Here is a 24,156-nt window from a genome sequence, read left to right as displayed (position 1 = left end):
CTGCCGAGATGAACAACCTGCTGAACATCAAGACCCCGGCGCAGGACGAGGCTGGCGTACTGAAGGGCGATTACGGGCTGGTCAACCATGGCCTGGGCAACCTGAATACGGTGTACTGGAATCTGCCGGCGGAAGCCCTCTACGAAGAGGCAATCTTCCGGCGGGAAGCGCGTATCGCCCGCACCGGCCCGCTGGTGGTGAATTCCGGCAAGCATACCGCCCGTGCTGCCCAGGACAAGTACATCGTCCGCGAACCCAGCACGGAGGAACACATCTGGTGGGGTGAGTACAACCGCCCGATGAACCCGGACAAATTCAATGAACTGTTTAGCCGCCTGCAGGGTTACCTGCAGGGCCGGGATGTCTTCGTGCAGGATTGTTACGCGGGTGCCGATCCGGCTCATCGCCTGCCCATCCGCGTTATTTCAGAACTGGCCTGGCATTCCCTCTTTGTGCGCAATATGTTCATTCTTCCCCGCAACCGTGAGGAATACCGGCAACACATTCCGGAATTCACCGTAATCGTTGTACCCTCCTTCAAAGCCTTTGAGTCGATCGATAGTACGCGCACCAGCACCTTCATCGCCATCAACTTTGCCCAGCAACTTTGCATCATCGGCGATTCGGGTTACGGCGGCGAGATTAAGAAGGCGATCTTCACCGTCATGAACTACCTCCTGCCACTGGACGGCGTGATGACCATGCATTGCTCAGCCAACCAGGGCGCATCAAAGGATGATGTTGCGCTGTTCTTTGGTCTGTCTGGCACCGGCAAGACCACCCTCTCTGCCGACCCCCACCGCGGCCTGATCGGCGATGATGAGCACGGCTGGAACGACGAGGGCATCTTTAACTTCGAAAATGGCTGCTATGCCAAGGTGATCCAGCTTTCGGCTACCGCCGAACCGCAGATTTACAGCGCGATTCATCGTTTTGGCGCAGTGCTGGAAAACGTGGTCTACGATCCGGTGACCCGCATCATCGACCTCAACGATGACACCATCACGGAGAACACCCGTGCTTCCTACCCCCTGGACTACATCAGCAACGCCATTCCGGAAAAGCGCGGCGGCCACCCCAGAAACATCATCCTGCTGACCTGCGACGCGCAGGGCGTGATGCCCCCCATCGCCCGCCTGACCACGGAACAGGCGCTTTACCACTTCATCTCCGGTTACACCTCCAAGATCGCCGGCACAGAAGTCGGCCTTGGAGCAGAGCCGGAGATCACTTTTAGCGCGTGCTTCGGCGCGCCGTTCATGGTGCACCACCCCATGTTCTACGCCGATCTGCTCAGGCGCAAGATTGAGCGCTACGGTGTGAACTGCTGGCTGATCAACACTGGCTGGGTCGGCGGACCGTATGGCGTCGGCAAACGGATCAGCATCCACCACACCCGCGCGCTGTTAAGCGCCGCGCTGAATGGCGATCTACTCGCTGTCGAGTACTACACTGATCCTGTCTTTGGCTTCCAGGTTCCCAGGCAATGCCCCGGCGTGCCGGAAAACGCGCTCTACCCCGCCAGAGCCTGGTCGAACCAGCAGGATTACGATCAGCGGTACCGTCAGCTTGCCGCCCGGTATGTAGAAAACTTCAAGAAGTTCCTGCCCCGCGTCCCGCCGGAAGTCGTCGCTGCTGGCCCCAGGCTGTAGGCATCAGCACACGTCACACATCTGACAGAACAACTACCGCCCGCGCCTCGCCATGAACCTGGCGTGGGCGGTTCTTTCCTGTGTGGAGCGCGGCTGCTCCACCTGCAAGGCGCTGCACCAAAGTCATCTGCCGGATGGCGCACCCGATGATTCCACGAAAAACAGCCTTGACAGCCCTGATCCTGCCTAGTAAGGTGATACCGTGTGAGCTTAACCGTATCGACCGACAGGAACAAACCATGAGCCGCGTCATCCATACCGACAGCACCGGTAAAGAGCGTAACCGTCTGATGCGCTCCTGCGCCGAGTTACTGCGCCACCTGAGCGCCAAGCAGAGCATCGACGCTGAAGCCAAGGACATGATGGCCTGCCTGATCCTCAGCCTGCGCGAGATTGACCGGGGCATCGACGAATCGGCTGCCGTCTGGGAAAAACGCGATTACTGGCTGAAAGCAGAACAACTCCGCCAGCGCTGGGGCTGGGTCTCTTACACCGCTGACCAGCTTGAAGCGCTGATCCGCCAGGAAGCCTGGCATCGCCTGCCGGAACTGATGGTCAGGCTTCTGCCCCACTTTGCTGAGATCAAGATCACCCGCTTCACCCGCGAATCTGACCTGTGGGATGGCTGCTACGAACGCCTGCTCAGTACACTGCAATGAGCGGTCAGCGCAGGTTGGTGCTGAGCCAGCCGTCCAGGGCCGCGTAATTGGGAATGGCGTAGCCCTCCGGTGAACGCTGGATCAGGTCCCGGTCGATCACCAGGCGGTCAATCGAACCGACTGCGCCATCCAGCACCAGCGTTGGCGCCAGCGCCAGCAAATCCAGGGGGGTCAGGTCGGTGTCGACCGATTGAAAGAAGGCGGCAGCAGCAGCCGGCAAACGTGGCCAGTTTCCCGGCCTGACTACCGCCTGAGCCAGCGCCACCATCAGCTGCTGCTGGCGGGCAGCGCGGCGGTAATCATCATCGGCGTGGCGGGTCCGGGCGTAAGCCAGGGCCTGCCAGCCGTCCATATGCTGCCAGCCGGGTTCAAATTGAACGGTCGTTGTGCCGAAATCGTCGGTGGGATAGGCGTAATCAATCAGCAGAGAGGGCACTTCAACATCGATCCCGCCCAGCGCATCAACCAGAGCAATGAACCCGTCGAAGTTAACGCGCAGGTAGCGATCGACCGGGATGTGAAAACTCTGGGCCACCGCCTGGGCAGCCAGCCGCGCGCCACTACCTGGCTGATCCTGCTCACCAAGGACGTTGACTGTATTGATCCGCTGCAAACCGTAGCCCGGCGTTTCGATGAACAGATCGCGCGGGATGGACAGCAGACTGACATCAAGCCGCGCTGGCTGTACGCCCATCACCATGACGCTGTCCGTGCGGGTGACAAACCCCTCCCCGGCGCGCGCGTCCAGACCCAGCACCAGCACGTTCAGCGCAGGCGGTGGAAACAACAGATACAGCAAGATGTAGAGACCGGACAGAAAGACTGGCAGCAGCGCCATAAACACACCGCCCAGCAATAACCACAGGCATCCTCGCCTTGCCGCTGGACGCGGATGCGCAGCAGCGCTTGGCTCGGCCTCCAGAGCCGGATTGGGACGGGTGTCCTCATTGACAGTCGTTGGCATACTCATGTTACCTTCCTTAAAACCTGCTCTATTGTCCACGTTTCCGACAAAGTGACCAGCCCACTTTTTCGCCCGCAACGCCCGGGTTCATGGCGCCACGACGGCGGGGCGCGCACCATCCTTGACGAACGCCAGCCTATCCACTACAATCGCCCCGTGCCCACAAGGGATATCAGCCATGTTTGAGAACCTGACTGAGAAACTTCAGGACATCTTCGATCAACTGGGGCGGCAGGGCAGGCTCAGCGAGGATGATGTCGACAAGGCCATGCGTGAAGTTCGCCTGGCCCTGCTGGAAGCCGATGTCAACCTCAAGGTCGCCAAGGATTTCATCAAGCGCGTCAAAGAACGCGCTGTTGGCGCTGAGGTCACCCGCAACCTGAACCCCGCCCAGCAGGTGATCAAGATTGTTCATGAAGAGCTGATCGATACCCTCGGCGAAGCTGGCCGCCTGAATCTCAGCGGCCCTTCCCCGCGGGTGATCATGCTGGTCGGGTTACAGGGTTCCGGCAAAACCACCACTGGCGCCAAGCTAGCCCTCATGCTTCGGCGCGAGGGGAAGCGTCCCTTTCTGATCGCCGCTGACACCTACCGTCCGGCAGCGGTTGACCAGCTGGTGACACTGGCCAAACAGATCGATATCCCGTACTGGGAAGAAGGCATCACAGTCTCGCCGCCAGAGATCGTCCGCCATGGCCTGCAAAAGGCACGGGAGGCCAACGCTACAGTCGTCATCGTGGACACCGCAGGCCGCCTGCAAATCGATGAGGAGATGATGGCCGAACTGGAGGCGATCAAAGCCCTCAGCAACCCGGCGGAAATCCTGCTGGTGGCGGATGCCATGACCGGCCAGGAAGCGGTGCGCATCGCCGAAGGCTTTAACAACCGGCTGAACATCACCGGCCTGATCCTGACCAAAGTCGATGGCGATGCACGCGGTGGCGCAGCCATTTCTATGCGCGCTGTTACCGGCGTGCCGATCAAGTTCCTGGCCACTGGCGAAAAACTGGATGCCCTGGAGGTCTTCTACCCGGATCGTCTGGCCTCGCGTATCCTGGGCATGGGCGATGTGCTCAGCCTGATCGAGAAAGCGGAGGCCGCTTTTGACCAGCGCGAAGCTGAACGCCTGCAACGCAAGATGCTTCGCAATGAGTTCACGCTGGAAGACTTCCTGCAACAGATGCAGCAGGTCAAGCGGATCGGCCCCCTCGGCCAGATTCTGGATATGTTGCCGGGCATGAGTCGGCTGACCAAAGATCTGGACATGTCCAAGGCGGATCAGGAATTCCGCAAGATCGAGGCGATCATCCGCTCAATGACCCCTCAGGAGCGCCGCAATCCACGGGTGCTCAACGCCAGCCGCAAGCGGCGTATCGCCGCTGGCAGCGGGACGCAAGTCCAGGACATTAACGCGCTGCTCAAACAATTTCGTCAGATGCAGCGCCTGATGCAGCAAATCGGTAAAGGACGGCTGCCGCGGTTCCCCGGTCTGTTGAACTGAGGGCAGTCGCTTATCCAAGGAGCAAGTCACACAACTATGGTTCGCATTCGTCTACGCCGTGTAGGTTCCAAAGGCCAGCCCAGCTACCGCATCGTGGTCGCCGATTCGCGCAGCCCGCGTGATGGGCGCAACATCGAAGTCATCGGCTTCTACAATCCGCGTACCGAGCCAGCAACGATGGAAATCAAGGAAGATCGCGCCCTCTACTGGCTCAACACGGGCGCGCAGCCCAGCGACACGGTAGCTTACATCCTGAAAACCCTCGGCACGCTGGACCGCCTGGCCCGCCTGAAGAAAGGCGAAGCTCTGGAAACGCTGGTCGCCGAGGCCGAAGCGGCAGCAGCAGCCCGCGGCAAGGTCAACCCCAAGACCAGCCGTCCGGCCAAGCCCAAGAAGCAAGCTGCGCCCGCCGCAACAGAAGAGTAGATTCAGGCGATTCACGCAGGAATGTAACCGCGCCTGCCCAGCCTGATCCCGCCCAGCGGGGGCGCTGGTAGGCGGCGCTGGTTAGCGGCGCCGGTGAACGGCCAGGAGGCAAACCCGCTGTGAAAGAGCTGATCGAATACGTAGCCAAATCGCTGGTCGACGATCCTTCCCAGGTGACTGTCACCGAAACCACCTCCGGGAATTCCGTCGTCCTGGAGTTGCATGTGGCTCCGGAAGATATGGGGCGCGTCATCGGTCGCAATGGCCGGGTGGCGAACGCGCTGCGCCTGCTCCTGCGCGTGCAATCGGCCAAACTGGGCAAGCGCGTCACCCTCGAAATCATCTGATTCCCGTGGTGACCCATGGCCCCTGATCCACGCCAGCCTGCAAACCGTCCGGAGGCGGGCCGCCAGCCCGCCTCACAGCCTGCCTTCCTGGTACTGGGCCGGCTCCTGCGCCCGCATGGCGTGCGCGGTGAGATGCTCCTGCAGGTGATCACCCACTACCCTGAGCGCATCGCCGACCTGGAGACCGTCTTCATCGGCCCCGACCCTTACGACCGGCAGACAGCGATCGGCTTCACGGTGGTGCGGACACGCCGCCATCGCGGCCAGCTCCTGATCACACTGAAGGGGATCGATACACGCGAGGACGCTGATACCTACCGTAACCAGTACCTGATGGTGGCCCTGGACGACGCCGTGCCCCTGGAAGAGGATGAGTACTATCTCTTTCAGGTTCTTGGAGCGCGTGTCGTTACGACAACCGGCGAGGACCTGGGTCGTGTCACCGATGTCCTGGAGACGGGAGCCAACGATGTCTTCGTAGTGACCGGCGGGCTACGCGGCGAGGTGCTCATCCCCGATATCGCGGATGTCGTGCTCGAAGTCGATGTGGAGAACGGCCGGATCACCGTCGCCCTCCTCCCTGGCCTGTTGCCGGACTGAATCCCCTGTTCTGTCGCCAGCTTGACAGCCCATGTCCGGCCTGCTATCCTGTCTGCCCGGCAATCGCTGTGCGCCGGAGAGCGCCCGGCCAGTCGGCAAGGGGTTCCCGGCGGAGGGAGCACGCTTGAGCGCGCGCAAATACTGGATCGGGTTCAACCATGTCGCGGGTATCGGGCCAGCACGCCTGAAAATGCTGGCCGCGTACTTCCCCTCTCTGGAAGCCGCCTGGCATGCTGACGAACACAGCCTGGCCCGGGCAGGCCTGGACCAACGCACCATCGCCGGCCTGGTCGAAACGCGCCGCAAGCTTGATCTGGACGCCATCCAGCGCCGGCTGGACGACCTGGGAGCCTCGGCCCTCACCCTTGAAGACGCCGATTACCCACCGCTCCTAAAGGAACTCCCAGACGCCCCTCCGGTGTTGTATGTCCAGGGCACGCTGACTGACCGCGATCGCTGGGCGATCGCGCTTGTTGGTACCCGCAAGGCCAGCCATTATGGCCGTGATACCGCATTCCAGCTGGCTTTTGACCTGGCCAGAGAAGGGCTGACGGTGGTCAGCGGGCTGGCGCTGGGCATCGATGCCGCGGCCCATCAGGGTGCGCTTGAGGCTGGCGGGCGCACCATCGCTGTGCTGCCCTGCGGGATCGACACGGTTTACCCGCCAGAACACCGTCAGCTGGCCCGCCAGGTCGCTGATCAAGGTGCACTGGTGACGGAATTCCCACCCGGCACAGGAGCGGAAAGCAAGAACTTCCCGCCGCGCAACCGCCTGATCAGCGGCTTATCGCTGGGGGTAGTTGTTGTGGAAGCTCCGGAAAAAAGCGGGGCGCTGCTGACCGCGGAAAGCGCCGCCGAACAGGGACGAGAGGTCTTTGCCGTCCCCGGCCCGGCGACCAGCGCCACCAGCAAAGGAAGCAACCGCCTGATCCAGGATGGCGCCAGGCTGGTCATGAGCATTGACGACATCCTGACCGAACTGAACCTGACGAGGGAAGCCGCCCAGACCCGTGTCGAGGTCGCCCAGATCGCTCCTTCCAGCGATCAGGAGCGTCAGATCCTGCAACAATTAAGCGCGGAGCCGGTGCACATCGATGATCTGTGCCGCCAGCTCAATCTGCCTGTGGCAGCGGTCAGCAGTACGCTGGCCCTGATGGAACTCAAAGGCATGATCCGGCAGGTGGGCCATATGCAATACATCCTTGCCGCTGGCCCTAAAGCACCCTATATACTGGACTGAAAACCTTTACGCGACCACAAACTGCCATCTGGCAGTGACGGGAAGCGAGATGAGTGATTACACCATGACTGATCTTCTCAACCATTACTATGCACTGATCATGGCCGGCGGCGGCGGTACCCGCCTGTGGCCGCTCAGCCGCAAATCCCATCCCAAGCAGATGCTGCCGCTCATCGACGACCAGCAGAGCATGTTCCAGCTCACGGTGCGCCGTTTGCAGCCGCTCCTGCCTCCTGAGCGAATCTATGTGGTCACCGGCCCAGAGATGGCCCCCAAGCTTCAGGCGGATGTGCCGGAGATTCCGTTAGAGAATTACGTGATCGAGCCATTCGGTCGCAACAGCGGCCCTGCCGCTGCCCTGGGCACGATGGTCATCACCGAACGCGATCCGGATGCGCTGATCGCTGCCCTGTCCGCAGACCACCATATCGCCAACACGGAACGCTTCCGCGAGGTACTGGCCGCCGCGGCGGAGCTTGCCGCCAGCAAGACGATGATCGTTACCCTGGGCATCTCGCCATCCCGCCCGGCCATTGAGTTCGGGTACATCAAGCGTGGGCAACTGCTTGGCCAAGTCAGTGGATTCGACTGCTACCGGGCTGACAGTTTCACCGAGAAACCCGGCATCGAAACCGCCCTTCGGTATGTCAGTTCCGGTCTCTATAGCTGGAACAGCGGCATGTTCATCTGGACTGGCCGCCACATTATGGAGGAATTCGCCCGGCAGCGGCCAGATATCTACAATCTGATCGAACAGGCGCGGCAGCACCTGGGTTCCGACGATTTTACCGCCCGCTTGACTCCCCTCTGGGAGCAAATGCCCAACATCTCCCTCGACTACGCAATCATGGAAAAGGCGTCGGCCATCGCTGTGATCCCGGTTGACATTGGCTGGAGTGATGTGGGAAGCTGGGAACTCCTGTACGAGGTGCTGGCGGCAGATCGAAACGGCAATGTCGCGCGTGGACAGGGCAAGGGGCACATTCAGATCGACACCGCCAACACCCTGATCATCAGCAACCGTCTGGTGGTAACCATCGGCGTAGAAGATCTGGTCGTTGTAGATACCGACGATGTAGTGCTGGTTTGCCACCGCAATCGCGCCCAGGATGTGCGGGAAGTGGTGCAGCAGCTACGGGATAAAGGCGCTGATGCGTATCTTTAAAGGGAACACGGGGGTAACTGGGATTAGTGATGACTGAGGCAATGCAGGCATATTGCATGAAGTGTAAGACCAAACGCGAGCTTGCCGGAGCAGAAGCTGTATACACAGCGGCTGGCAAGCCCGCCACGCGAGGAAAGTGCCCCGTCTGCGGGACGACACTCTTTCGCATGGGCAGGACTGACGCGCATGCGCACCTCCCGAAACCGGAGCCAACCGCCAGCGACGGACGAAAGAAGCCTGCCAGGCACAAGAATGCCCGGCCTGCTGGCGATCCAGTTTCGCTTCATGGTCGGCTGGTGATCGTGGAATCGCCGGCCAAGGCCCGTACCATCCAGCGTTTTCTGGGCAAGAGATACACGGTCAAAGCCTCTGTCGGCCATGTGCGCGATCTGCTGCGCTCGCGTCTGTCGGTCGACGTGGAGAATGACTTTGCGCCGGAATATCGCGTCCCCAATGAAAAGCGCCAGGTGGTCAAAGAGCTGAAAGAAGCCGCAGCCAGGGCAAAAGAGATCTATCTGGCTACCGACCCTGACCGCGAAGGCGAAGCCATCGCCTGGCACCTGATGGCGGCGGCGGACATCGACGAAAGCCGCGCCCATCGTGTGGTCTTCCATGAAATCACCGAGCGGGCCATCGCGGAGGCCTTCGCCCACCCGCACAAAATCAACACCAACCTGGTGAATGCCCAGCAGGCCCGGCGCATCCTGGATCGGCTGGTCGGTTACAACATCACCGAACTGCTGTGGCAAAAGGTGCGTAACCGTCTCTCCGCCGGGCGCGTGCAGAGCATCGCCTCCCGGCTGGTAGTCGACCGCGAGCGGGAGATCCGGAACTTCGTCCCCGAGGAATACTGGACGCTGGATGTCGAACTGGCCAAACAGAAAGCTAACAATGGCGCTCGCAACAAGCCGCAGAGCTTCGTAGCACGGTTGATCAAGATCAACGATCAGGATGCAGCTTTCCGGGTTGAGGAAGAGGTCAAACCACACCTGGAGGTTCTGCAGCAGAGTGCTTACGTGGTGCAAGAAGTCGTCCATGGCACACGCCAGCGCCGCCCCGCCCCACCTTTCACCACCAGCACCCTGCAGCAGGAAGCGTCCCGCCGCCTGAATTTCAACGCTCGCCGGACTATGAGCGTCGCCCAGCAGCTTTACGAGGGCATCGATCTGGGCACGCTGCAGGTCGGGTTGATCACCTACATGCGCACGGACAGCACCACCATTGCTGCCGAAGCCCAGCAGGAAGCCCGCGCCTACATCGTGGCGAACTTCGGCGAATCCTTCGCGCCAAAGCACCCGCCCACTTACCGTACTAGGGCCAAGAGCGCCCAGGAAGCGCACGAAGCCATCCGCCCGACCAGCGTCGAACGGACGCCGGATAGTCTGAAAGCCTATCTCAGCCGGGATCAATATCAGCTTTACAATCTGATCTGGCAGCGATTCGTGGCCAGTCAGATGGCCAACGCCGTCTACACAACCCAGCGTGTTGACATCCTGGCCGGCCCGGTAGATCAACCGGACCGTCCGTATCTGTTCCGGGCCTCAGGCAGCCAGCTCAAATTCCCCGGCTTCCTGCGCGTATACGAGGAAGCCTCCGATCAGGAGGCCGATCCTGATAATGATATCGGTAAGGTACTTCCGGAACTTGCCACCGGGGAGTTGCTGCGCCTGCTGCGCCTGCTCCCGGCCCAGCACTTCACTCAACCACCTCCACGCTATACTGAGGCCACCCTGGTCAAAGCGCTGGAGGAAAACGGCATCGGGCGGCCCAGCACCTACGCCCCGACAGTCGCTGTCATCCAGAACCGCGATTACGTCACCCGCGATGGTCGCTACCTGGTGCCAACGGAGACCGGTGAACTGGTCAATGATCTGCTGGTCAAGCACTTCCCGGAGATAATGGATATCAACTTCACCGCGAAGCTGGAAAGCCAGCTCGACCACATCGCCGCCGGCAAAGAAGACTGGGTTCCCTTCTTGCGCAAGTTCTATGGCCCGTTTGCCCACGAACTGGAGCAGGCGCGGCAGCGCATTCCCAACCAGGTTCAGGAGAAGGCCATTGGCCGCAACTGCCCCCGCTGCGGCAGCCCGTTGGTGCTGCGCCATGGGCGCTACGGCAAATTCATTGGCTGTTCGGCCTATCCAGAATGTCGCTATACCGAGCCGTGGCTGGAGAAAATCGGCGTCGCCTGCCCGGTAGATGGCGGCGACTTGGTCGAGAAGAAGACACGCGGCGGGCGCACATTCTACGGCTGCGCCAACTACCCCGCCTGCAACTTCACCACCTGGAAACGCCCCCTGCCCTCCCCCTGCCCCAACTGTGGTGGTCTGCTTGTCGAGCAGAACAAGAACCACGCCCTGTGCACTGCCTGCGGGCAGCAGTACAGGCGTGACGACCTGCCGGAACAGGCCACCGAGGGCATCGCCACCTCCCAGGAATAACGCCGTTTTCCGTTCAACAGGGCTGGGTCGCTCGGTGACTCAGCCCCGTTTTTGCTTGCATTCACAGGCGTTTTGTATATAGTGTGAAGCAGCCCGTCCGCGTGGTTGTGCTGGCCCCTGCCAGCCAGTAGAATAAGCGTATTCCAGAATCGTCCAACCTGGTGAACCACCAGTCCGCTGCTGCAGACTGCTCACTTGCCGAGAAAGGTCAAGGACTATGTCAGCTACCGAACAGGGCGTCACGCCGCCTGCTCAACCTAAAGGGGCAAATCCCGCGCTGGAACAATGGCGCGTGACCATCCAGCGTGTTCGGCCACAGCTCATCGGGGTGCTGGTTTTCACGCTGGGGCTGGTCGCCGGCCTGGTCTGGGCTTATGGCATTGCGCCGACCATCTGGACAGATGCGGAGCCGATCCATCTGCATCAAAGCTACAAAGAGGAATGGGTCAAGATGGTCGCCGATCAGTACAGCATCTTTGGTCGTCAGGGGCAAAGCCACGCCCAGGCGATGCTGGCCCGTGTTGGCAATGCCCAGGCGATCATCGACACCCTGATCGCGCAGAACAGCAGTGACCCGGCCCTGGTTGGACGACTGAGCGCGATCCGCAGTTTTGCCCCAGGCGCGGATAACCCGGAGCTGCAAAAGCTCCAGTATGGCGTGCTGCAAACGCTTAACCCGGTTGTGCTGGTGCTGGTCGTGCTGGTTGTGGGCGCGCTCGGTGTGATCCTGTGGGGTATGTACGGCCTGGCCGCCGGCATGATCGTCCGCGGCCTGTTGCCCTCTCGCCGCCGCGCTGCCCCCGGCGATAGCGTCATCAGCGAGGTCGGGCGTGTCGAACATGAGCGTCGCCGTATCGTTCAGGAAGCCACTCAGCAGCGACAGACTCAGGCAGCCATACAGCCGCAGGTCGGCGCGCCACCTATCCGCCAGTTTGTCTCCACCTACCTGCACGGCGATGACTACTACGACGAATCATTCAGCATCGAGGACGAGTCGGGCGGCTTCCTGGGAGAAACCGGCGCGGGCATCTCCGAGACGGTCGGGATCGGCACACCTAAGAAAGTCGCAGCCGTGGAAGTCTGGCTGTTTGACAAGAACGATATCCGCACTGTGACCAAGGTGCTGATGAGCGAGCACGCCTACCGCGACGACGCCATGCGCTCCAAGCTGGCCGCCAAGGGCGAGGCGGTGCTGGCGCAACCGGGCGTCCCAGTAGTGCTGGAAACCCAGACTTTGCGCGTTGTGGCTACTATCCGCGCCCTCAAGTATGGCGCGGACCCCACCCCGGCGCCCAACAGTTACTTTGAGAATCTGACCCTGGATATCGCCGCCTACGCCAAGGAAGGCGCTACATCCGCCCCAGGGACAGCCATTGGCGACCGCTACGGCGCAATGTAGGTTTCGCGTCGCCTACAAACAACAAGAAGCCCTGCTAGAGCGCAGGGCTTTTGTGTTGTCCAGAAGGCCTTCCAGCCGGGGCTACTGATGGATCTCCAGCACGTGGTACTTCATGACGCCTGCCGGAGCACGGTAGGTGATCTTCTGCCCCACTCTGGCCCCCAGTAGCGCTGCCCCCAGGGGGCTTTCATGGGAAATCTTCCCATCACGAGGGCTGGCCTCAGCCGCGCCAACGATGGTATAGGTCTCCGGCGACTCGCCCGGCGTCTGGATCGTCACCGTAGAACCGATTCGCACCACATCGGCAGCCGCTTCGTCGTCAGAAACAATGACCGCCGTGCGCAGCACATGCTCGATGTAACGGATGCGGCCCTCCAGGAATCCCTGCTGTTCTTTGGCATCAATGTAGTCAGCATTCTCGGAGAGGTCTCCCATTTCCTTGGCCTCTCTGAGCCGGCGGGCTAGCTCCGGACGTTTGACATTGATCAGCTCTTCCAGTTCCATCCGCAGCCTGGCCGCGCCTTCTTCAGTCAGGTACATTTCCTCTACCATATCCGTTCCCTCTGCAGCACTGTGATAATGATGGGATAGGGTACATCCTTTGAAGAGGCAGGTCAAGATGCACAAAACTGTCCGCCGCCCCTGATAATCTGGGTATAATACCTGCTATCTGGCTATCCTGTCCATACCAACCCGGCAGTGAGGCTCGCATGCCCAGACCTTACCAGGAATATCTGCAGGAAATTCTGATTGACGAAGCAACGCTGCAAAAACGCATCGCCGAACTTGGCCAGCAAATCTCCCGTGACTATGCCGGGATGACTGACCTGCTGCTGATCTGCATCCTCAAAGGCGGTGTTCTGTTTCTCACGGATTTGATGCGCCATATTGACATACCGCATCACATTGACTTCATGGCCGTCTCCAGCTATGGCGCCCAGGCGCGGCAATCCTCCGGCGCCGTCCGCATCGAGATGGACCTTCATACGGATATTGCCAACCGCCACCTGCTGATCGTCGAAGACATCATCGACAGCGGCCATACCCTCAGCTACATCCTGCGCACGCTGGAAGCACGCCAGCCGGCGGATGTGAAGATTTGCACCCTGCTCAGCAAGCGCGAGCGCCGCGAGATCGATATCAAGGTGGATTACATTGGCTTCGAGATTCCCAATAAATTCGTGTTCGGCTACGGCCTGGACCTCGACGAATACTACCGCAACCTGCCTTTCATCGGCGTTGTCCGTGCGGAGGCATACGCGAGCCAATCGGCAGACGCATGACTGATTTGCTTCTGGCACCCCGGCCGTCCCCACGCCCCCTTCACTGGCCCGCCATTGTCTATACCCTGCAGCGCATCCTCGCTGATGACCCGCAGGAGATTTACCTGGTCGGCGGCGTCGTCCGTGACGCCTTCTGGGGACTACCGGCACACGACATTGATCTGGTGGCCGCTCAGGATGCTTTTCGCATTGCCCGCCGCATTGCCAACGCCCTCAACGGCGCGTTCTACCGTCTTGACCCGGAACGCGAGACCGGGCGGGCACTCGTCCAGGCTGAAGGACAGCAGGTCATCGTCGACGTTGCTAACTTCCGCGGCGGCAGTCTGCTGGATGACCTGACCGGACGCGACTTCACCCTGAACGCCGCAGCTGCTCCGCTGCGTGCCATTGGCGATGACGTGATCGATCCACTGCAGGGCCTGCACGACGCCCAGAATCGCCTTCTGCGCCGTTGCAGCCCGCACGCGATCGCCAGCGATCCCGTACGGGCGCTGCGCGCCATCCGCCTGAGCGTCCGTTTCAGGCTGCATATCGAGCCTGAAACCCTGGCCGACATCCGCCGGGAAGGGCCGGGCCTCACCCGCGTTTCCCCGGAACGGGTACGCGACGAGTTCATGGCTTTGCTTGGTGGGCAGCGTCCGGCTGCCGCCCTGCGCTCGCTGGACACCCTGGGACTGTTGAGGCTGGTGATCCCGGAGGTGGAAGCGCTCCGCGGCGCATCCTGCCCGTCGGCCCTCCCGGCTGATGCCTGGACCCACACCCTCCAGATCATTGACCGGCTGGAAGCTATCCTGCAGACGATCAGCCCGGCCCGGACGGATAGCACAGCTGCTCAGGTCGGCCTGGGGATGATCGTCTACTACCTGGATCGCTTCCGCGCCGCGTTGCAAGAACACCTGCGCCAGCAGTGGCCCAACGAGCGCGCCCATGCCGCCCTGCTGATGCTGGCCGCCCTGTTGCTGGCATCTCCGGCGGAAGCCGTTGCGATGCGTGGCGAGGCCTTGCGCCTGAGCCGGCATGAGATCGAACGGTTACAGGCCGTTGTTCGTTGCACATGGTGGCCGGATCAACTGGCGGCCCAGCCAGCGATCACGCGGCGGGAGATCTACCGCTTCTGGCGGGATTGCGGCCCGGCAGGGGTAGACGCCTGTCTGCTGGGTCTGGCCAGCTATCTGGCCGCCGCTGGTCCAACGCTTGCCACTGCCGACTGGAGCCACTATCTGGAAAGCATCAGCGTGCTGCTGGAAGGGTACTTCCCCCCTGACGGAACCCCGCGCATCACCGACCTGCCGACGCTCGTCACTGGCCGCGATCTTATGCGCCGGCTGGGCCTTCAGGCCGGGCCGGAAGTCGGCGACCTGCTGGAGCAAATTCGTGAAGCGCAGGCGGCAGGCGAGATTTCAACGACCCCCGAGGCGCTCACCCTGGCCAGGCAAATCCGGGCCAACAAACAGCCCCGCTAGGCGCGGGGCTGTTGCCGGTGCTATGCTCTACTGCTCATTGCCCCGGATGCTCGAAGAACCACAGCAGCGTCTGCCCGTAGCGACGTTCATCGTAGGCTTCCAGCGTCCTGAGGGTGATAGTTTCCTGTTCGCGAGGGTCGATTTGCACCACCACTATCGCTTCCGGATTCAGCCAGTCCGGGCGTTCGTCCAGCTTGAGCAGCGCCTTCTGCCACAGCCCCTGGTACTGTGGCGGGGCGATGTAGACCACATCAAACTGCTGGGCAGCCGGACGGCTCAGGTAGCTGAAAGCATCGGCCTGGATCACCTGGGCGCCCTCTGCCAACCCTGTGCGGGCCAGATTCTCCTGGATCGTTCTGATTGCCAACCCTGCGCTGTCGACAAAAACCACCCTGGCTGCCCCGCGGCTGAGCGCTTCGATGCCCACCGCCCCGGTCCCGGCGAAAAGGTCCAGCCAGGCGCTACCGGGTACTTCGGCCCACAGGATGTTGAACAGCGCCTCTTTGACCCGATCCATGATCGGGCGCGTCCCTGTGCCGGGCACCATCTTCAGCGAACGCCCTTTAGCCTTCCCAGCAATCACCCGCATGGACACGATTGGCTTCCCTCAGGCAGAGGCTTCGACAGATTCCCGGATGGCGCGGATATTCGACCAGGGTGTGGTGATCATCATCACACAGCCAGTTGAGAGGATAAAGCGCCGCCGGCCGGTTTGCTCCAGCGCCCTGAGCACCTGCTCTCGAATTTCAGCCGGTGTGCCATTGTGGACAGGATTCCAGTGAGATAACCCTCCGCATACCGCGCCGGAGAACCTGGTCTTGGCGGTAGCCAGATCAGGCCCGGCGTCGCAATCGTGCCAGTTGATTGCCTGCACCGGGTAATCCACAAACAGGTCGAACATCGGCAGCTCGTCGCCGTGCAAATGGAGCATGTTAAACCACCATTTGCTGCTCAGTGCTTCCAGGATGCGCAAATCGTACGGGCGGCCAAAGGTACGGTATTCCTCTTCAGTCAGGAAGGCGTAGTTCGCCAGCTGCACTGCGTAATAGATCCCGGCCAGGCGCGTGCGACCCAGTTCGCTGAGGAAGCGCAGCGTGCTTTCCGTGATAATATTCAGGCCGGTGTGCACCCGTTCCGGGGCAGTGCGGATATGCTCAATCAGCATCTCCTGCGCGCCCACCAGATGCCGCGCCTGGGCCAGCGGGCTGAAGATTGTGTGGATAGCCGGGACATCTTCCGGCAGGCCATCCAGGATCAGGCGCGTTGCCTCCAGTTGCCGGCCCAGCGCCCCCCGCCGCGGATCCAGCACGCGCAGCGCCGTCCAGTCCAGCGTACGGTTCACCACATGCCGGGTGTACTCGCGGGTCCCTTCCAGGTTGCCAACCCAGCGATCCTGCACGCCGTAATCCGTCAGGCAAAAGCTACTGGCTGGAGAGATCTTGACAAAATCCCAGTCATAGCGCCGCTGGAACTCCAGCGTCGAGGCCGCCAGATCAGCCGCTCGCTGGTCGTCACCGGGCCAGTGTCGCCATAGGGCCACCGGCACGCGGTCCGTTTCCTCTCCGGCGAAGGTTCTTTCCAGCCTTTCGCGCTTGGAAAGCATCGCCCAATCAGCCTTTGATCAGGGAAAGTTGCTGCTGAGTCATCCGGCGCAACATCTGAAGTCGGTTAGCGTCATCGTCAGTGCTGGCTTCCTGCTTGGAAAGCAACGCCAACACCTTATTGAAAATCTCGCGGGCTTCCTGCCCCTGCCCGGCACTGCGCAGCGCCATGCCCAACCCGTACAGCGCATCAATGTCATCCGGTGCAGCGGCGACCAGCTTGCGGAATTCCTCGATTGCAGTGTCGTCGCGGCCTACCGAATGCGAACGCCAGGCGCGGCCCATGGGACTGTTCCCTCTGTCTGACATGGACAACCTCCATGAAAACATGCCCTAAGGACACAAGGCAGCACTGGCAGGATTATAGCCTGCCAGCAGCACCCTGCCAAAGCCACGCTATGCACTTCCTAGGCCCGACTCCGCAACGCATACCATCGTGCAATCTGGCGGGAGTGTGGCCTTTTGCCTGCTATCAGGCATACACCAGATCAGCGATCTGATCCGGTGTCTCCGCCACTGGCACCCCGACTTCGTTGAAGCGGGCGATCTTCTCCGCCGCCGTCCCAACCCCGCCTTCCACAATCGCCCCGGCATGGCCCATCGTCCGGCCTTCAGGTGCTTTGCGGCCTGCGATGAACGCCACTACCGGCTTGGTCATGTGCTGGGCAATGTAAGCTGCTGCCTTCTGTTCGTCAGTGCCACCGATCTCGCCGATCAGCACAACCTTATCCGTGTCGGGATCCTCTTCAAACATCTGGAGCACATCGATGAAATTCGTGCCATTGATCGGATCGCCGCCGATGCCCACGCAGGTGCTCTGCCCGATTCCTCGCCGGGTCAGGGCATAGATTGCTTCATACGTCAGGGTACCGCTGCGCGACACTACCCCCACCGAACCGGGCATGGCAATATGGCCCGGCATAATGCCGACCTTGGACTGACCGGGGGTGAGCAGGCCGGGACAGTTAGGACCTACCAGGCGGGACGACGACTGCTCCAGCACCCGGCGCACCATCATCATGTCCTGGATGGGAATCCCCTCTGTAATGGCAACAATCAACTCGATCCCGGCATCGATTGCTTCCAGGATGGCATCCGCTGCGGCAGGGGCAGGAACATAGATCACACTGGTATTGGCTCCGGTGGCTTCCCTGGCCGTTCGCACAGTATCAAAAACGGGCTTGCCTTCCACCCACTGGCCACCCTTGCCCGGCGTAACACCACCCACTACATTCGTGCCATAGGCGATCATCTGGCGGGTATGGAACAGTCCCTGCTGCCCTGTAATGCCCTGCACCAGCAGCCGCGTATTGCGGTCAATCAGAATGGCCATGCTATGCCCCCTTCACTGCCGCAACGGCTTTCTGGGCCGCTTCGGATAGCGTCGTTGCCGTGATCATGTTGGGGATGTGCGCCTCCTCCAGCAGCTGGCGCCCCAGCTGTTCATTCGTCCCTACCAGCCGAACCACCTTGGGAATATCGGTCTCGAATTCGGAAAACGCCTGGATGACTCCCCTGGCGACTTCATCCGCCCGTGTGATCCCGCCGAAGATGTTGAGCAGGATCGCCTTAACATTGGGATCGGCCAGGATGATACGCAGGGCTGCGGCCACTGTTTTCGCGTCAGCTCCACCGCCAATATCCAGGAAATTGGCCGGGCCAATGCCATCGGCCTCGCCATAGATGCTGGTCATATCCATCGTGGCCATGGCCAGCCCCGCCCCATTAACCAGACAGCCGATCTGCCCATCCAGCTTGACATAACTCAGACCGGCCTCGCGGGCTTTGGTCTCCTCCGGTGGCTCGGCCTCCGTATCGCGCAGCGCCGCCAGATCGGGATGACGAAAGAGGCTGTTGTCGTCGATCGACATCTTACCGTCCAGCGCCAACAGGTTGCCGTCTCCAGTGATCACCAGCGGGTTAATCTCGCAGAGGGTCGCGTCGCTGGCGGTGTAGCAGCGATACAGCCCCTGCGCGACACGCTGGAACTGCCGCCACAGATCGTATGGCAGTTCAATCCCGGCAGCCAGGGCGTTGATCTGGTACCCGCGCAGTCCAAGCAGCGGATTGATGTGTTCGCGGATGATCGCCTCCGGCCGTTCGCGGTTGACCTGTTCGATGTCCATACCGCCTTCCGCACTGCACATGATCACCGGCATCCGCGCCAGGCGATCATTGGTAATGCCCAGATAAATCTCCTGCCTGATCGTTACGGCGGGATCGACCAGCACCTTGCGAACAGTGTGCCCCCGGATGTTCATCCCTAGAATCTGGCCCGCAACGGTTTCCGCCTCTTCGAGCGTCCGGGCCAGCTTGACCCCACCGGCCTTCCCCCGCCCGCCGGTGAGCACTTGCGCCTTGACAACAACCGGGCTGCCCAGTTCCTGCGCGATGAGCCGCGCCTCCAGGGGTGTTTCAGCCAGCCTTCCGTGAGGAACCGGGATGCCAAATTCCTCAAAGCGTCGCTTGGATTGGTACTCGTGCAAATTCACGGACCGCGTCTCCAGTCTTGAAGCGTACGGGCACTGTTGCAGGCTGTTCCAAAAAACACAAATCAAGTCAGAGTATAGCGCCCGCCACCCGCCCATTCAAGCGCCGTAGAGTAGCGGCAAGCCGACCGAAACTCAGCAAGAAACATCGGGCCGGGGTATACTTCTGCCCCGAATGGCGTTCGGCACGTAAGTCTGTTTTCCCGTTCAGACCATGACGCTAATCTACCTGACTCTGGCCTGGGCGACCGGACTGCTCCTGGCCAGCTCATCAGCCGGACTGAATCCAGATCTTCTCCTGCTGCTAACCCTGGGAAGCGCTGCCGGCACAGTGCTGTTGCGGCGTGATCGCGGGCTGCGCCTGTTCCTGCTATGTGTCCTGGCCGCCTTGCTGGGGATGCTGCGAATGACGGCTGTCATAACCCCGCCCGGCCCCGATGCGCTGGTCCATTACAACGGACAGGGCTGGCAGACCTTCATCGGCGTCATCACCGATGAGCCAGATATCCGCGACCGGCACGTGAATCTGCGCGTCGATGTGGAAGCGCGTCTGACCTCCAGTATGGCAGAACCGGTGACAGGCATCGCGCTGGTGCAGGCGCCACGCTACGGAGCTTATGCTTACGGCGATCGCATCCGCTTTTCCGGGGCGCCACTCACTCCCCCCGAATTCGATGACTTCTCCTACCAGGACTATCTGGCCCGGCGGGGCATTTTCACCCTTGTCCCCAACGCCCGCGTGATCGTCATGGCCAGCGGCCAGGGCAGCCCTTTGCTGAGTGCGCTCTTTGCCCTGAAGAGCCGGGCGCAAACCCTCATTGCCAGTGCCGTCCCGGAACCGGAGGCTTCCCTCCTGACCGGGATTCTACTGGGGGTAGAAACCGGCATTGCGACAGAAGTGCGGGAAGCGTTCAACGCCACTGGCAGCGCGCACATCATCGCTATCTCCGGCTTCAACATGACCCTGATCGCCGGCCTGCTCAGCCGCGGGCTGACGCTGTTGTGGCCGGCTCGCCGCCGCCTGAACGCCACGCTCAGCCTGCTGGCTGTTGGAGCGTATACGGCATTCGTTGGGGCGGACCCCGCTGTTCTGCGGGCAGCGGTGATGAGCGGCCTGCTGATCCTGGCCCCTCTATTCAACCGGCGCGTCTATGTGCCGGCGTCGCTGGCATTTGCCACGCTGGTCATGAGTCTGTTCGAGCCGTATGTGCTATGGGATGTGGGTTTTCAACTCAGTCTGGCGGCTATCCTCGGCCTGACTCTACTGGCAACGCCGCTGGAGAATGGCTTCCGGCAGCTATTGACGCCACTCTTCCCCACCGAAACGGTCAGCCGGCTGTTGCGTCTGCTCAGCGAACCGCTGATCGTCACCCTGGCCGCCCAGATCACGACGCTGCCGCTCATCGCCCTGTACTTCGGACGCCTGTCGCTGGTCTCACCGCTGGCTAACCTGTTGATCCTGCCTGTTCAGCCGCTGCTGCTGATCCTGGGCGGGCTGGCAACGCTGATCGGGCTGGTCGCGCCCCTGCTGGGTCAACCCTTGTTCTGGGGAGCCTGGCTACTGCTGCGCTGGACAACGCTGGTGGTGCGCTTCCTGGGCGATCTTCCGGGAGCCAGCATCAACCTGCAAATCAGCGACGGCGTAGTTGGAGCTTTCTTCCTCGCGCTGCTGATTGCGCTCATCCTGCAGGGGATACGCCCCGGCTGGCCCAGATCGCTGAGCCGCTTCCTGAAGGGGCGCGCGCCTGCCCTGTTGCTGCTTGGCAGCGGAGCTACGGCAGCCGGCCTGTTGTGGCTGGGAGCGCTGGCGCTGCCCGATGGCCGTTTGCATGTGCATTTCCTGGACACCGGCCACAGCAACGGCGTCCTGATCCAGACGCCTGCAGGAGCGCACATCCTGATCGACGGCGGGCAGTACCCTACCCGGCTGCTCACAGCGCTTGGCGACCGTCTGCCATTCTGGGATCGAGAGATTGCCGTATTAATCCTTACACAGCCCAAGGACAATCAGTCAGCTGCCCTCCCTGCCCTGCTGCAACGGTATCATGTCGGCCAGGTGCTGACCAATGGCCAGGACGGCAGCACTGACAGCTATCTTGCGCTGAAGACCATGCTGGCGGGGCGCCAGATACCCGTCCTGCCTGTCCATACGGGTTACCGGCTTGAAACCAGCGACGGCGTCACGCTGGAAGTATTGCATCCACCCCGGCCACCTGCCCCCACCAGCGACCCGGATGACGCAGGACTGGTGTTGCGCCTGACTTACGGCGCAGCCTCCTTCCTGCTGACGCCCGATCTCAGCGCGGAAGCCGAGGCAAGGCTGCTTGACAGCAGCCACCGACTGGCCTCGACAGTACTGCAGTTGCCCTCGCACGGCTCTGACCGCGTATCCAGCGCGGGCTTTCTGCAGGCTGTTGCGCCACAGGTCGCCGTCGTCCAGGTCGATCCCGGCAACCGCTACGGCCACCCGGCAGCAGCGGTGCTTGACCGGCTGGGCGTGACCCCGCTCTACCGTACCGACGTGCACGGAGTCATCAGCATCGTCACCGACGGTCAGACGTTGTGGATTACCCCGGAACATGACCGGGATGTGCCCCTGAGTTCAACTACTGGCTAACGCCGGCGCTGCCGGTTTAGCGCTTGCAGGTTGATCGCCACCCGCATAGCCGCCGCCCCCAACAGGAAAAACACCACTGCCACCATCACCAGCAGGATGACGTCCGTCCCACTAGGGGCCGCCGCCGTCGAGGGTGTAGCCGCGGTTGTCCGGTTTGCGGTCAGCAGCGCTGTCGTTAGTTCCTCGCGGGTACGGGTGTAGCCGACCTGGATTGTCAGCGATTGCCCGGCCTGAAGCGCACCAAAACCGCCGCCACGGTAGACCAGCCCATCCTCAGGGCTGGTCTGCATGATCTGCAGGGCCGGCTGCGTGGTCACCTCCTGCGCCCCCGGCGGCTCCTGCAACTCCACTGACAGGCTATCGACGGCATAATCGCCGGGCCAGGTAAATTCCCCTGTCCGGCGCGTCCCCTGGCGCGTCAACGTATCGTAGTACTCAAACTGGAATTGCGGCCCGCCTGCCTGGAACGTGATCACGCGCCAGTCCCCTTCGACCACGCTTGTGTAGTCCACTTCATCGATAGCCTGGTCGGGACCATTCTGGGCGGCCACCACGTGCGGAACGGCCACCCGCGCTGGCATGCGCAGCCGCACCGTAGCAGGGTAGGATGTTTCCGGAGCCAGTTGGCCCCAGTAAATGACCAGCAACGCTGGCTGATCATACTCTGGCCAGAGTCCCACCCGCAGGGAAGCCAGCCGCAGATCGCTCTGCGCCTGTAAGCTGGCCGGCAGGCACGACAGAATCACCACTGCAAGCAGCAGTGCGCTGAATAGACGCTTCATCATCGATACTCCTTAGCAGGACTTGGTCGCTCCCTTGACCCTCTCCAGGCGCCGGTAGCCGCCAGTATGACCGCGCGGTATACTGGGCCTGCAGGCAAAACGCGCGAAGCCTCGGTCATCGCTGCTGGCGTAACCTTGTAGCAGAGAGAGTGTTCTTCACTATGGAAAAGCCCGTTACCAGAGACTACGAGCATGCCGATGATGCTCAACTGGTGCGCTGGGCGCGAGACGATTCCGAGGCGTTTGGCGAATTATACAGGCGGTACGTCAGAAAAATCTACAGCTACATCTACTACCGCACCAACAACCACCATGACGCCGAAGATCTGACGGCGCGGGTTTTCTACCGGGCCTATGGACATATCGACTCGTATACCGACCGGGGAATCCCGTTCTCAGCCTGGCTGTACCGGATTGCGCATAACCTTGTCGCCAACTGGCATCGAGATCGTGGGCGGCGGCAGATCATCTCGCTGGAGGATTATTTTGGCTCCGGCCTGCATGAGGAACCGCCCGATGACCAGTACGAAACCGATGAAGAAAAGGAAGCGCTGCTGAATGCCCTCCGGGCCTTGCCGGAGGAACGCCAGCAGCTGATCATCCTGAAATACGTGGAACGTCTCTCCAACGCCGAGATCGGCCAGATCATGGACCGCACCGAAGGCGCTGTGAAATCGCTGTATCACCGGACACTGCTGGCGTTGCGCAAGGAGCTATCCAGGGGCCTTCACCAGCAATCTGAAACGGAAACCTGACCGGATCGATCCGCACGTCATTCGCAGGAAGGTATCACGGATTATGGCTATATCCTCCGCACCGCAGGACGCGCAAATTGCCAACTTTCTGATGGACTACGTCGAGGGCACGGCGTCACTGTCCGCCCTGCTGCGCCGCTACAACCTCACCTACGCTGAGATCGCCGATCTGGTCGCTCTGAGCGATCGGCTCCGGGCTGCGCTGGTCGAGGTCACGCCATCAGAGGCCTTTGTCAAGAGTCTCTATAACGAACTGGTGCTGCAACGCCGCCAGACCGGTCGGGGCTGGTGGAGCCGGGTGGCGCTCTCCGTACCCAGACGCATCCCACCCATGTCAAACCGCACCAAGATCGCCGCCGGCATTGGCGGACTGACCCTGTTCTACCTGACAGCACGCTCCCTGTCGCATCTGCTCAGCAATCGTCAGCGGGACGAGACCACCCGCGAAATGGTGGCCTGATCCAGCGGTCATCCCCTGGGCCAGCCTCATACCCCCGGCATAACACCTCAGGCGGGGTATTCTCCTTCCCTCAGCCGGAGTGCTTTATTCCTCTGGTCACAGCCTGCCTGCAGACCATCTGACAGCAGGACTGCTCTATGCCACGCCTTGCTGCCAGCAGAGCGGCACTGGTAGCACACCCCCCGCAGGGCGATTGCATCAAATTTGTTCCAGTAACCGTTCAAGGAAGGTGATATCAAGGCCGGCCTTGAAGCGTTTGGTGCGGATACTTCCCTTGGAAGAGTCCTTTTTGATAATGTTGAGCGCCAGTTG

General features: G+C 61.4%; 23 protein-coding genes. 15 read left to right on the top strand and 8 right to left on the bottom strand.

Annotation, left to right across the window (positions count from 1 at the left end):
• The first annotated feature begins 8 nt into the window (after positions 1 to 8).
• Entirely contained in the window at positions 9 to 1,652 is a 1,644-nt protein-coding gene (gene pckA, locus HPY64_15580) for a phosphoenolpyruvate carboxykinase (ATP) (GenBank protein ID NPV68563.1), read from the top strand.
• Between the two features lie 239 nt (positions 1,653 to 1,891).
• Entirely contained in the window at positions 1,892 to 2,311 is a 420-nt protein-coding gene (locus tag HPY64_15575; protein NPV68562.1) for a hypothetical protein, read from the top strand.
• 4 nt (positions 2,312 to 2,315) lie between these two features.
• On the opposite strand, the gene HPY64_15570 is transcribed toward HPY64_15575, so the two are convergent.
• Positions 2,316 to 3,281: an LCP family protein gene (locus HPY64_15570; GenBank protein ID NPV68561.1), complete on the bottom strand. Its 966-nt coding sequence runs from the start codon at positions 3,279 to 3,281 to the stop codon at positions 2,316 to 2,318.
• A 172-nt stretch (positions 3,282 to 3,453) separates the two neighbouring features.
• On the opposite strand from HPY64_15570, the gene ffh reads away from it, so the two are divergent.
• The 8 genes from ffh to HPY64_15530 all read left to right on the top strand — a co-directional run bounded on the left by ffh (position 3,454) and on the right by HPY64_15530 (position 12,394).
• On the top strand, positions 3,454 to 4,776 hold the full coding sequence (gene ffh / locus HPY64_15565; protein ID NPV68560.1) for a signal recognition particle protein: 1,323 nt from the start codon (positions 3,454 to 3,456) through the stop codon (positions 4,774 to 4,776).
• Between the two features lie 36 nt (positions 4,777 to 4,812).
• A complete protein-coding gene (gene rpsP / locus HPY64_15560) occupies positions 4,813 to 5,202 on the top strand; it encodes a 30S ribosomal protein S16 (protein NPV68559.1) in 390 nt (129 codons plus the stop codon).
• A 119-nt stretch (positions 5,203 to 5,321) separates the two neighbouring features.
• Complete coding sequence (locus HPY64_15555) at positions 5,322 to 5,549, top strand: KH domain-containing protein (protein ID NPV68558.1); 228 nt, start codon at positions 5,322 to 5,324, stop codon at positions 5,547 to 5,549.
• Positions 5,550 to 5,564: 15 nt separating this feature from the next.
• Positions 5,565 to 6,149 carry a 16S rRNA processing protein RimM gene (rimM, locus tag HPY64_15550; protein ID NPV68557.1) on the top strand — a complete coding sequence of 195 codons (585 nt, stop codon included), beginning with the start codon at positions 5,565 to 5,567 and terminating at the stop codon, positions 6,147 to 6,149.
• Between the two features lie 31 nt (positions 6,150 to 6,180).
• The gene (gene dprA, locus HPY64_15545; protein NPV68556.1) at positions 6,181 to 7,389 is read left to right on the top strand and encodes a DNA-protecting protein DprA; all 1,209 of its coding nucleotides are present in this window, start codon (positions 6,181 to 6,183) and stop codon (positions 7,387 to 7,389) included.
• A 49-nt stretch (positions 7,390 to 7,438) separates the two neighbouring features.
• Positions 7,439 to 8,554: a mannose-1-phosphate guanylyltransferase gene (locus HPY64_15540; protein ID NPV68555.1), complete on the top strand. Its 1,116-nt coding sequence runs from the start codon at positions 7,439 to 7,441 to the stop codon at positions 8,552 to 8,554.
• A 41-nt stretch (positions 8,555 to 8,595) separates the two neighbouring features.
• Positions 8,596 to 10,995 carry a type I DNA topoisomerase gene (gene topA, locus HPY64_15535; protein NPV68554.1) on the top strand — a complete coding sequence of 800 codons (2,400 nt, stop codon included), beginning with the start codon at positions 8,596 to 8,598 and terminating at the stop codon, positions 10,993 to 10,995.
• Between the two features lie 217 nt (positions 10,996 to 11,212).
• On the top strand, positions 11,213 to 12,394 hold the full coding sequence (locus tag HPY64_15530; GenBank protein ID NPV68553.1) for a hypothetical protein: 1,182 nt from the start codon (positions 11,213 to 11,215) through the stop codon (positions 12,392 to 12,394).
• Positions 12,395 to 12,475: 81 nt separating this feature from the next.
• Here HPY64_15530 and greA read toward each other — a convergent pair whose 3' ends face one another.
• A complete protein-coding gene (gene greA / locus HPY64_15525; GenBank protein ID NPV68552.1) occupies positions 12,476 to 12,946 on the bottom strand; it encodes a transcription elongation factor GreA in 471 nt (156 codons plus the stop codon).
• A 158-nt stretch (positions 12,947 to 13,104) separates the two neighbouring features.
• Here greA and hpt point away from each other — a divergent pair, with 158 nt between their 5' ends.
• Together hpt and HPY64_15515 are read left to right on the top strand one after the other, a co-directional pair.
• Positions 13,105 to 13,677 (top strand): hypoxanthine phosphoribosyltransferase, encoded by a 573-nt coding sequence (hpt, locus tag HPY64_15520; GenBank protein ID NPV68551.1) that lies wholly within the window; start codon positions 13,105 to 13,107, stop codon positions 13,675 to 13,677.
• Complete coding sequence (locus tag HPY64_15515; GenBank protein NPV68550.1) at positions 13,674 to 15,140, top strand: CCA tRNA nucleotidyltransferase; 1,467 nt, start codon at positions 13,674 to 13,676, stop codon at positions 15,138 to 15,140. Before hpt ends, HPY64_15515 begins: the two co-directional genes overlap by 4 nt.
• A gap of 34 nt (positions 15,141 to 15,174) precedes the next feature.
• Here the strand turns inward: HPY64_15515 and rsmD are convergent, their stop codons facing one another.
• From rsmD to sucC, 5 genes are all read right to left on the bottom strand, one after another.
• A complete protein-coding gene (gene rsmD, locus HPY64_15510) occupies positions 15,175 to 15,738 on the bottom strand; it encodes a 16S rRNA (guanine(966)-N(2))-methyltransferase RsmD (GenBank protein ID NPV68549.1) in 564 nt (187 codons plus the stop codon).
• A 9-nt stretch (positions 15,739 to 15,747) separates the two neighbouring features.
• Positions 15,748 to 16,743: a uroporphyrinogen decarboxylase gene (locus tag HPY64_15505; GenBank protein NPV68548.1), complete on the bottom strand. Its 996-nt coding sequence runs from the start codon at positions 16,741 to 16,743 to the stop codon at positions 15,748 to 15,750.
• Between the two features lie 7 nt (positions 16,744 to 16,750).
• Positions 16,751 to 17,050 (bottom strand): tetratricopeptide repeat protein, encoded by a 300-nt coding sequence (locus HPY64_15500; GenBank protein ID NPV68547.1) that lies wholly within the window; start codon positions 17,048 to 17,050, stop codon positions 16,751 to 16,753.
• A gap of 163 nt (positions 17,051 to 17,213) precedes the next feature.
• Positions 17,214 to 18,074, bottom strand: a complete 861-nt coding sequence (sucD, locus tag HPY64_15495) for a succinate--CoA ligase subunit alpha (GenBank protein NPV68546.1) — start codon at positions 18,072 to 18,074, stop codon at positions 17,214 to 17,216.
• A 1-nt stretch (position 18,075) separates the two neighbouring features.
• Positions 18,076 to 19,233, bottom strand: a complete 1,158-nt coding sequence (gene sucC, locus HPY64_15490) for an ADP-forming succinate--CoA ligase subunit beta (protein NPV68545.1) — start codon at positions 19,231 to 19,233, stop codon at positions 18,076 to 18,078.
• 211 nt (positions 19,234 to 19,444) lie between these two features.
• Here sucC and HPY64_15485 point away from each other — a divergent pair, with 211 nt between their 5' ends.
• Complete coding sequence (locus HPY64_15485; GenBank protein ID NPV68544.1) at positions 19,445 to 21,847, top strand: DUF4131 domain-containing protein; 2,403 nt, start codon at positions 19,445 to 19,447, stop codon at positions 21,845 to 21,847.
• On the opposite strand, the gene HPY64_15480 is transcribed toward HPY64_15485, so the two are convergent.
• On the bottom strand, positions 21,844 to 22,632 hold the full coding sequence (locus tag HPY64_15480; GenBank protein NPV68543.1) for a hypothetical protein: 789 nt from the start codon (positions 22,630 to 22,632) through the stop codon (positions 21,844 to 21,846). The genes HPY64_15485 and HPY64_15480 overlap by 4 nt on opposite strands.
• Positions 22,633 to 22,790: 158 nt before the next feature.
• Between HPY64_15480 and HPY64_15475 the strand changes: the two genes are divergently transcribed.
• Together HPY64_15475 and HPY64_15470 are read left to right on the top strand one after the other, a co-directional pair.
• The gene (locus HPY64_15475; GenBank protein ID NPV68542.1) at positions 22,791 to 23,384 is read left to right on the top strand and encodes a sigma-70 family RNA polymerase sigma factor; all 594 of its coding nucleotides are present in this window, start codon (positions 22,791 to 22,793) and stop codon (positions 23,382 to 23,384) included.
• A 43-nt stretch (positions 23,385 to 23,427) separates the two neighbouring features.
• Positions 23,428 to 23,844 (top strand): hypothetical protein, encoded by a 417-nt coding sequence (locus HPY64_15470; GenBank protein ID NPV68541.1) that lies wholly within the window; start codon positions 23,428 to 23,430, stop codon positions 23,842 to 23,844.
• The last annotated feature ends 312 nt before the right edge of the window (positions 23,845 to 24,156 follow it).

The organism is Anaerolineae bacterium (genome assembly GCA_013178165.1).
GTDB lineage: Bacteria > Chloroflexota > Anaerolineae > Aggregatilineales > Ch27 > Ch27.
The sequence above is the reverse complement of the archived record's forward strand: the minus strand, read 5'-3'. Positions and strand labels throughout refer to the sequence as shown.

Excerpts from the sequence above, each read along its gene's own strand:
- pckA (NPV68563.1), top strand. The coding sequence starts at position 9 with ATGAACAACCTGCTGAACATCAAGACCCCGGCGCAGGACGAGGCTGGC.
- HPY64_15575 (NPV68562.1), top strand. The coding sequence starts at position 1,892 with ATGAGCCGCGTCATCCATACCGACAGCACCGGTAAAGAGCGTAACCGT.
- HPY64_15570 (NPV68561.1), bottom strand. The coding sequence starts at position 3,281 with ATGAGTATGCCAACGACTGTCAATGAGGACACCCGTCCCAATCCGGCT.
- ffh (NPV68560.1), top strand. The coding sequence starts at position 3,454 with ATGTTTGAGAACCTGACTGAGAAACTTCAGGACATCTTCGATCAACTG.
- rpsP (NPV68559.1), top strand. The coding sequence starts at position 4,813 with ATGGTTCGCATTCGTCTACGCCGTGTAGGTTCCAAAGGCCAGCCCAGC.
- rimM (NPV68557.1), top strand. The coding sequence starts at position 5,565 with ATGGCCCCTGATCCACGCCAGCCTGCAAACCGTCCGGAGGCGGGCCGC.
- dprA (NPV68556.1), top strand. The coding sequence starts at position 6,181 with ATGTCCGGCCTGCTATCCTGTCTGCCCGGCAATCGCTGTGCGCCGGAG.
- HPY64_15540 (NPV68555.1), top strand. The coding sequence starts at position 7,439 with ATGAGTGATTACACCATGACTGATCTTCTCAACCATTACTATGCACTG.
- topA (NPV68554.1), top strand. The coding sequence starts at position 8,596 with ATGCAGGCATATTGCATGAAGTGTAAGACCAAACGCGAGCTTGCCGGA.
- HPY64_15530 (NPV68553.1), top strand. The coding sequence starts at position 11,213 with ATGTCAGCTACCGAACAGGGCGTCACGCCGCCTGCTCAACCTAAAGGG.
- greA (NPV68552.1), bottom strand. The coding sequence starts at position 12,946 with ATGGTAGAGGAAATGTACCTGACTGAAGAAGGCGCGGCCAGGCTGCGG.
- hpt (NPV68551.1), top strand. The coding sequence starts at position 13,105 with ATGCCCAGACCTTACCAGGAATATCTGCAGGAAATTCTGATTGACGAA.
- HPY64_15515 (NPV68550.1), top strand. The coding sequence starts at position 13,674 with ATGACTGATTTGCTTCTGGCACCCCGGCCGTCCCCACGCCCCCTTCAC.
- HPY64_15505 (NPV68548.1), bottom strand. The coding sequence starts at position 16,743 with ATGCTTTCCAAGCGCGAAAGGCTGGAAAGAACCTTCGCCGGAGAGGAA.
- HPY64_15500 (NPV68547.1), bottom strand. The coding sequence starts at position 17,050 with ATGTCAGACAGAGGGAACAGTCCCATGGGCCGCGCCTGGCGTTCGCAT.
- sucD (NPV68546.1), bottom strand. The coding sequence starts at position 18,074 with ATGGCCATTCTGATTGACCGCAATACGCGGCTGCTGGTGCAGGGCATT.
- HPY64_15485 (NPV68544.1), top strand. The coding sequence starts at position 19,445 with ATGACGCTAATCTACCTGACTCTGGCCTGGGCGACCGGACTGCTCCTG.
- HPY64_15480 (NPV68543.1), bottom strand. The coding sequence starts at position 22,632 with ATGATGAAGCGTCTATTCAGCGCACTGCTGCTTGCAGTGGTGATTCTG.
- HPY64_15475 (NPV68542.1), top strand. The coding sequence starts at position 22,791 with ATGGAAAAGCCCGTTACCAGAGACTACGAGCATGCCGATGATGCTCAA.
- HPY64_15470 (NPV68541.1), top strand. The coding sequence starts at position 23,428 with ATGGCTATATCCTCCGCACCGCAGGACGCGCAAATTGCCAACTTTCTG.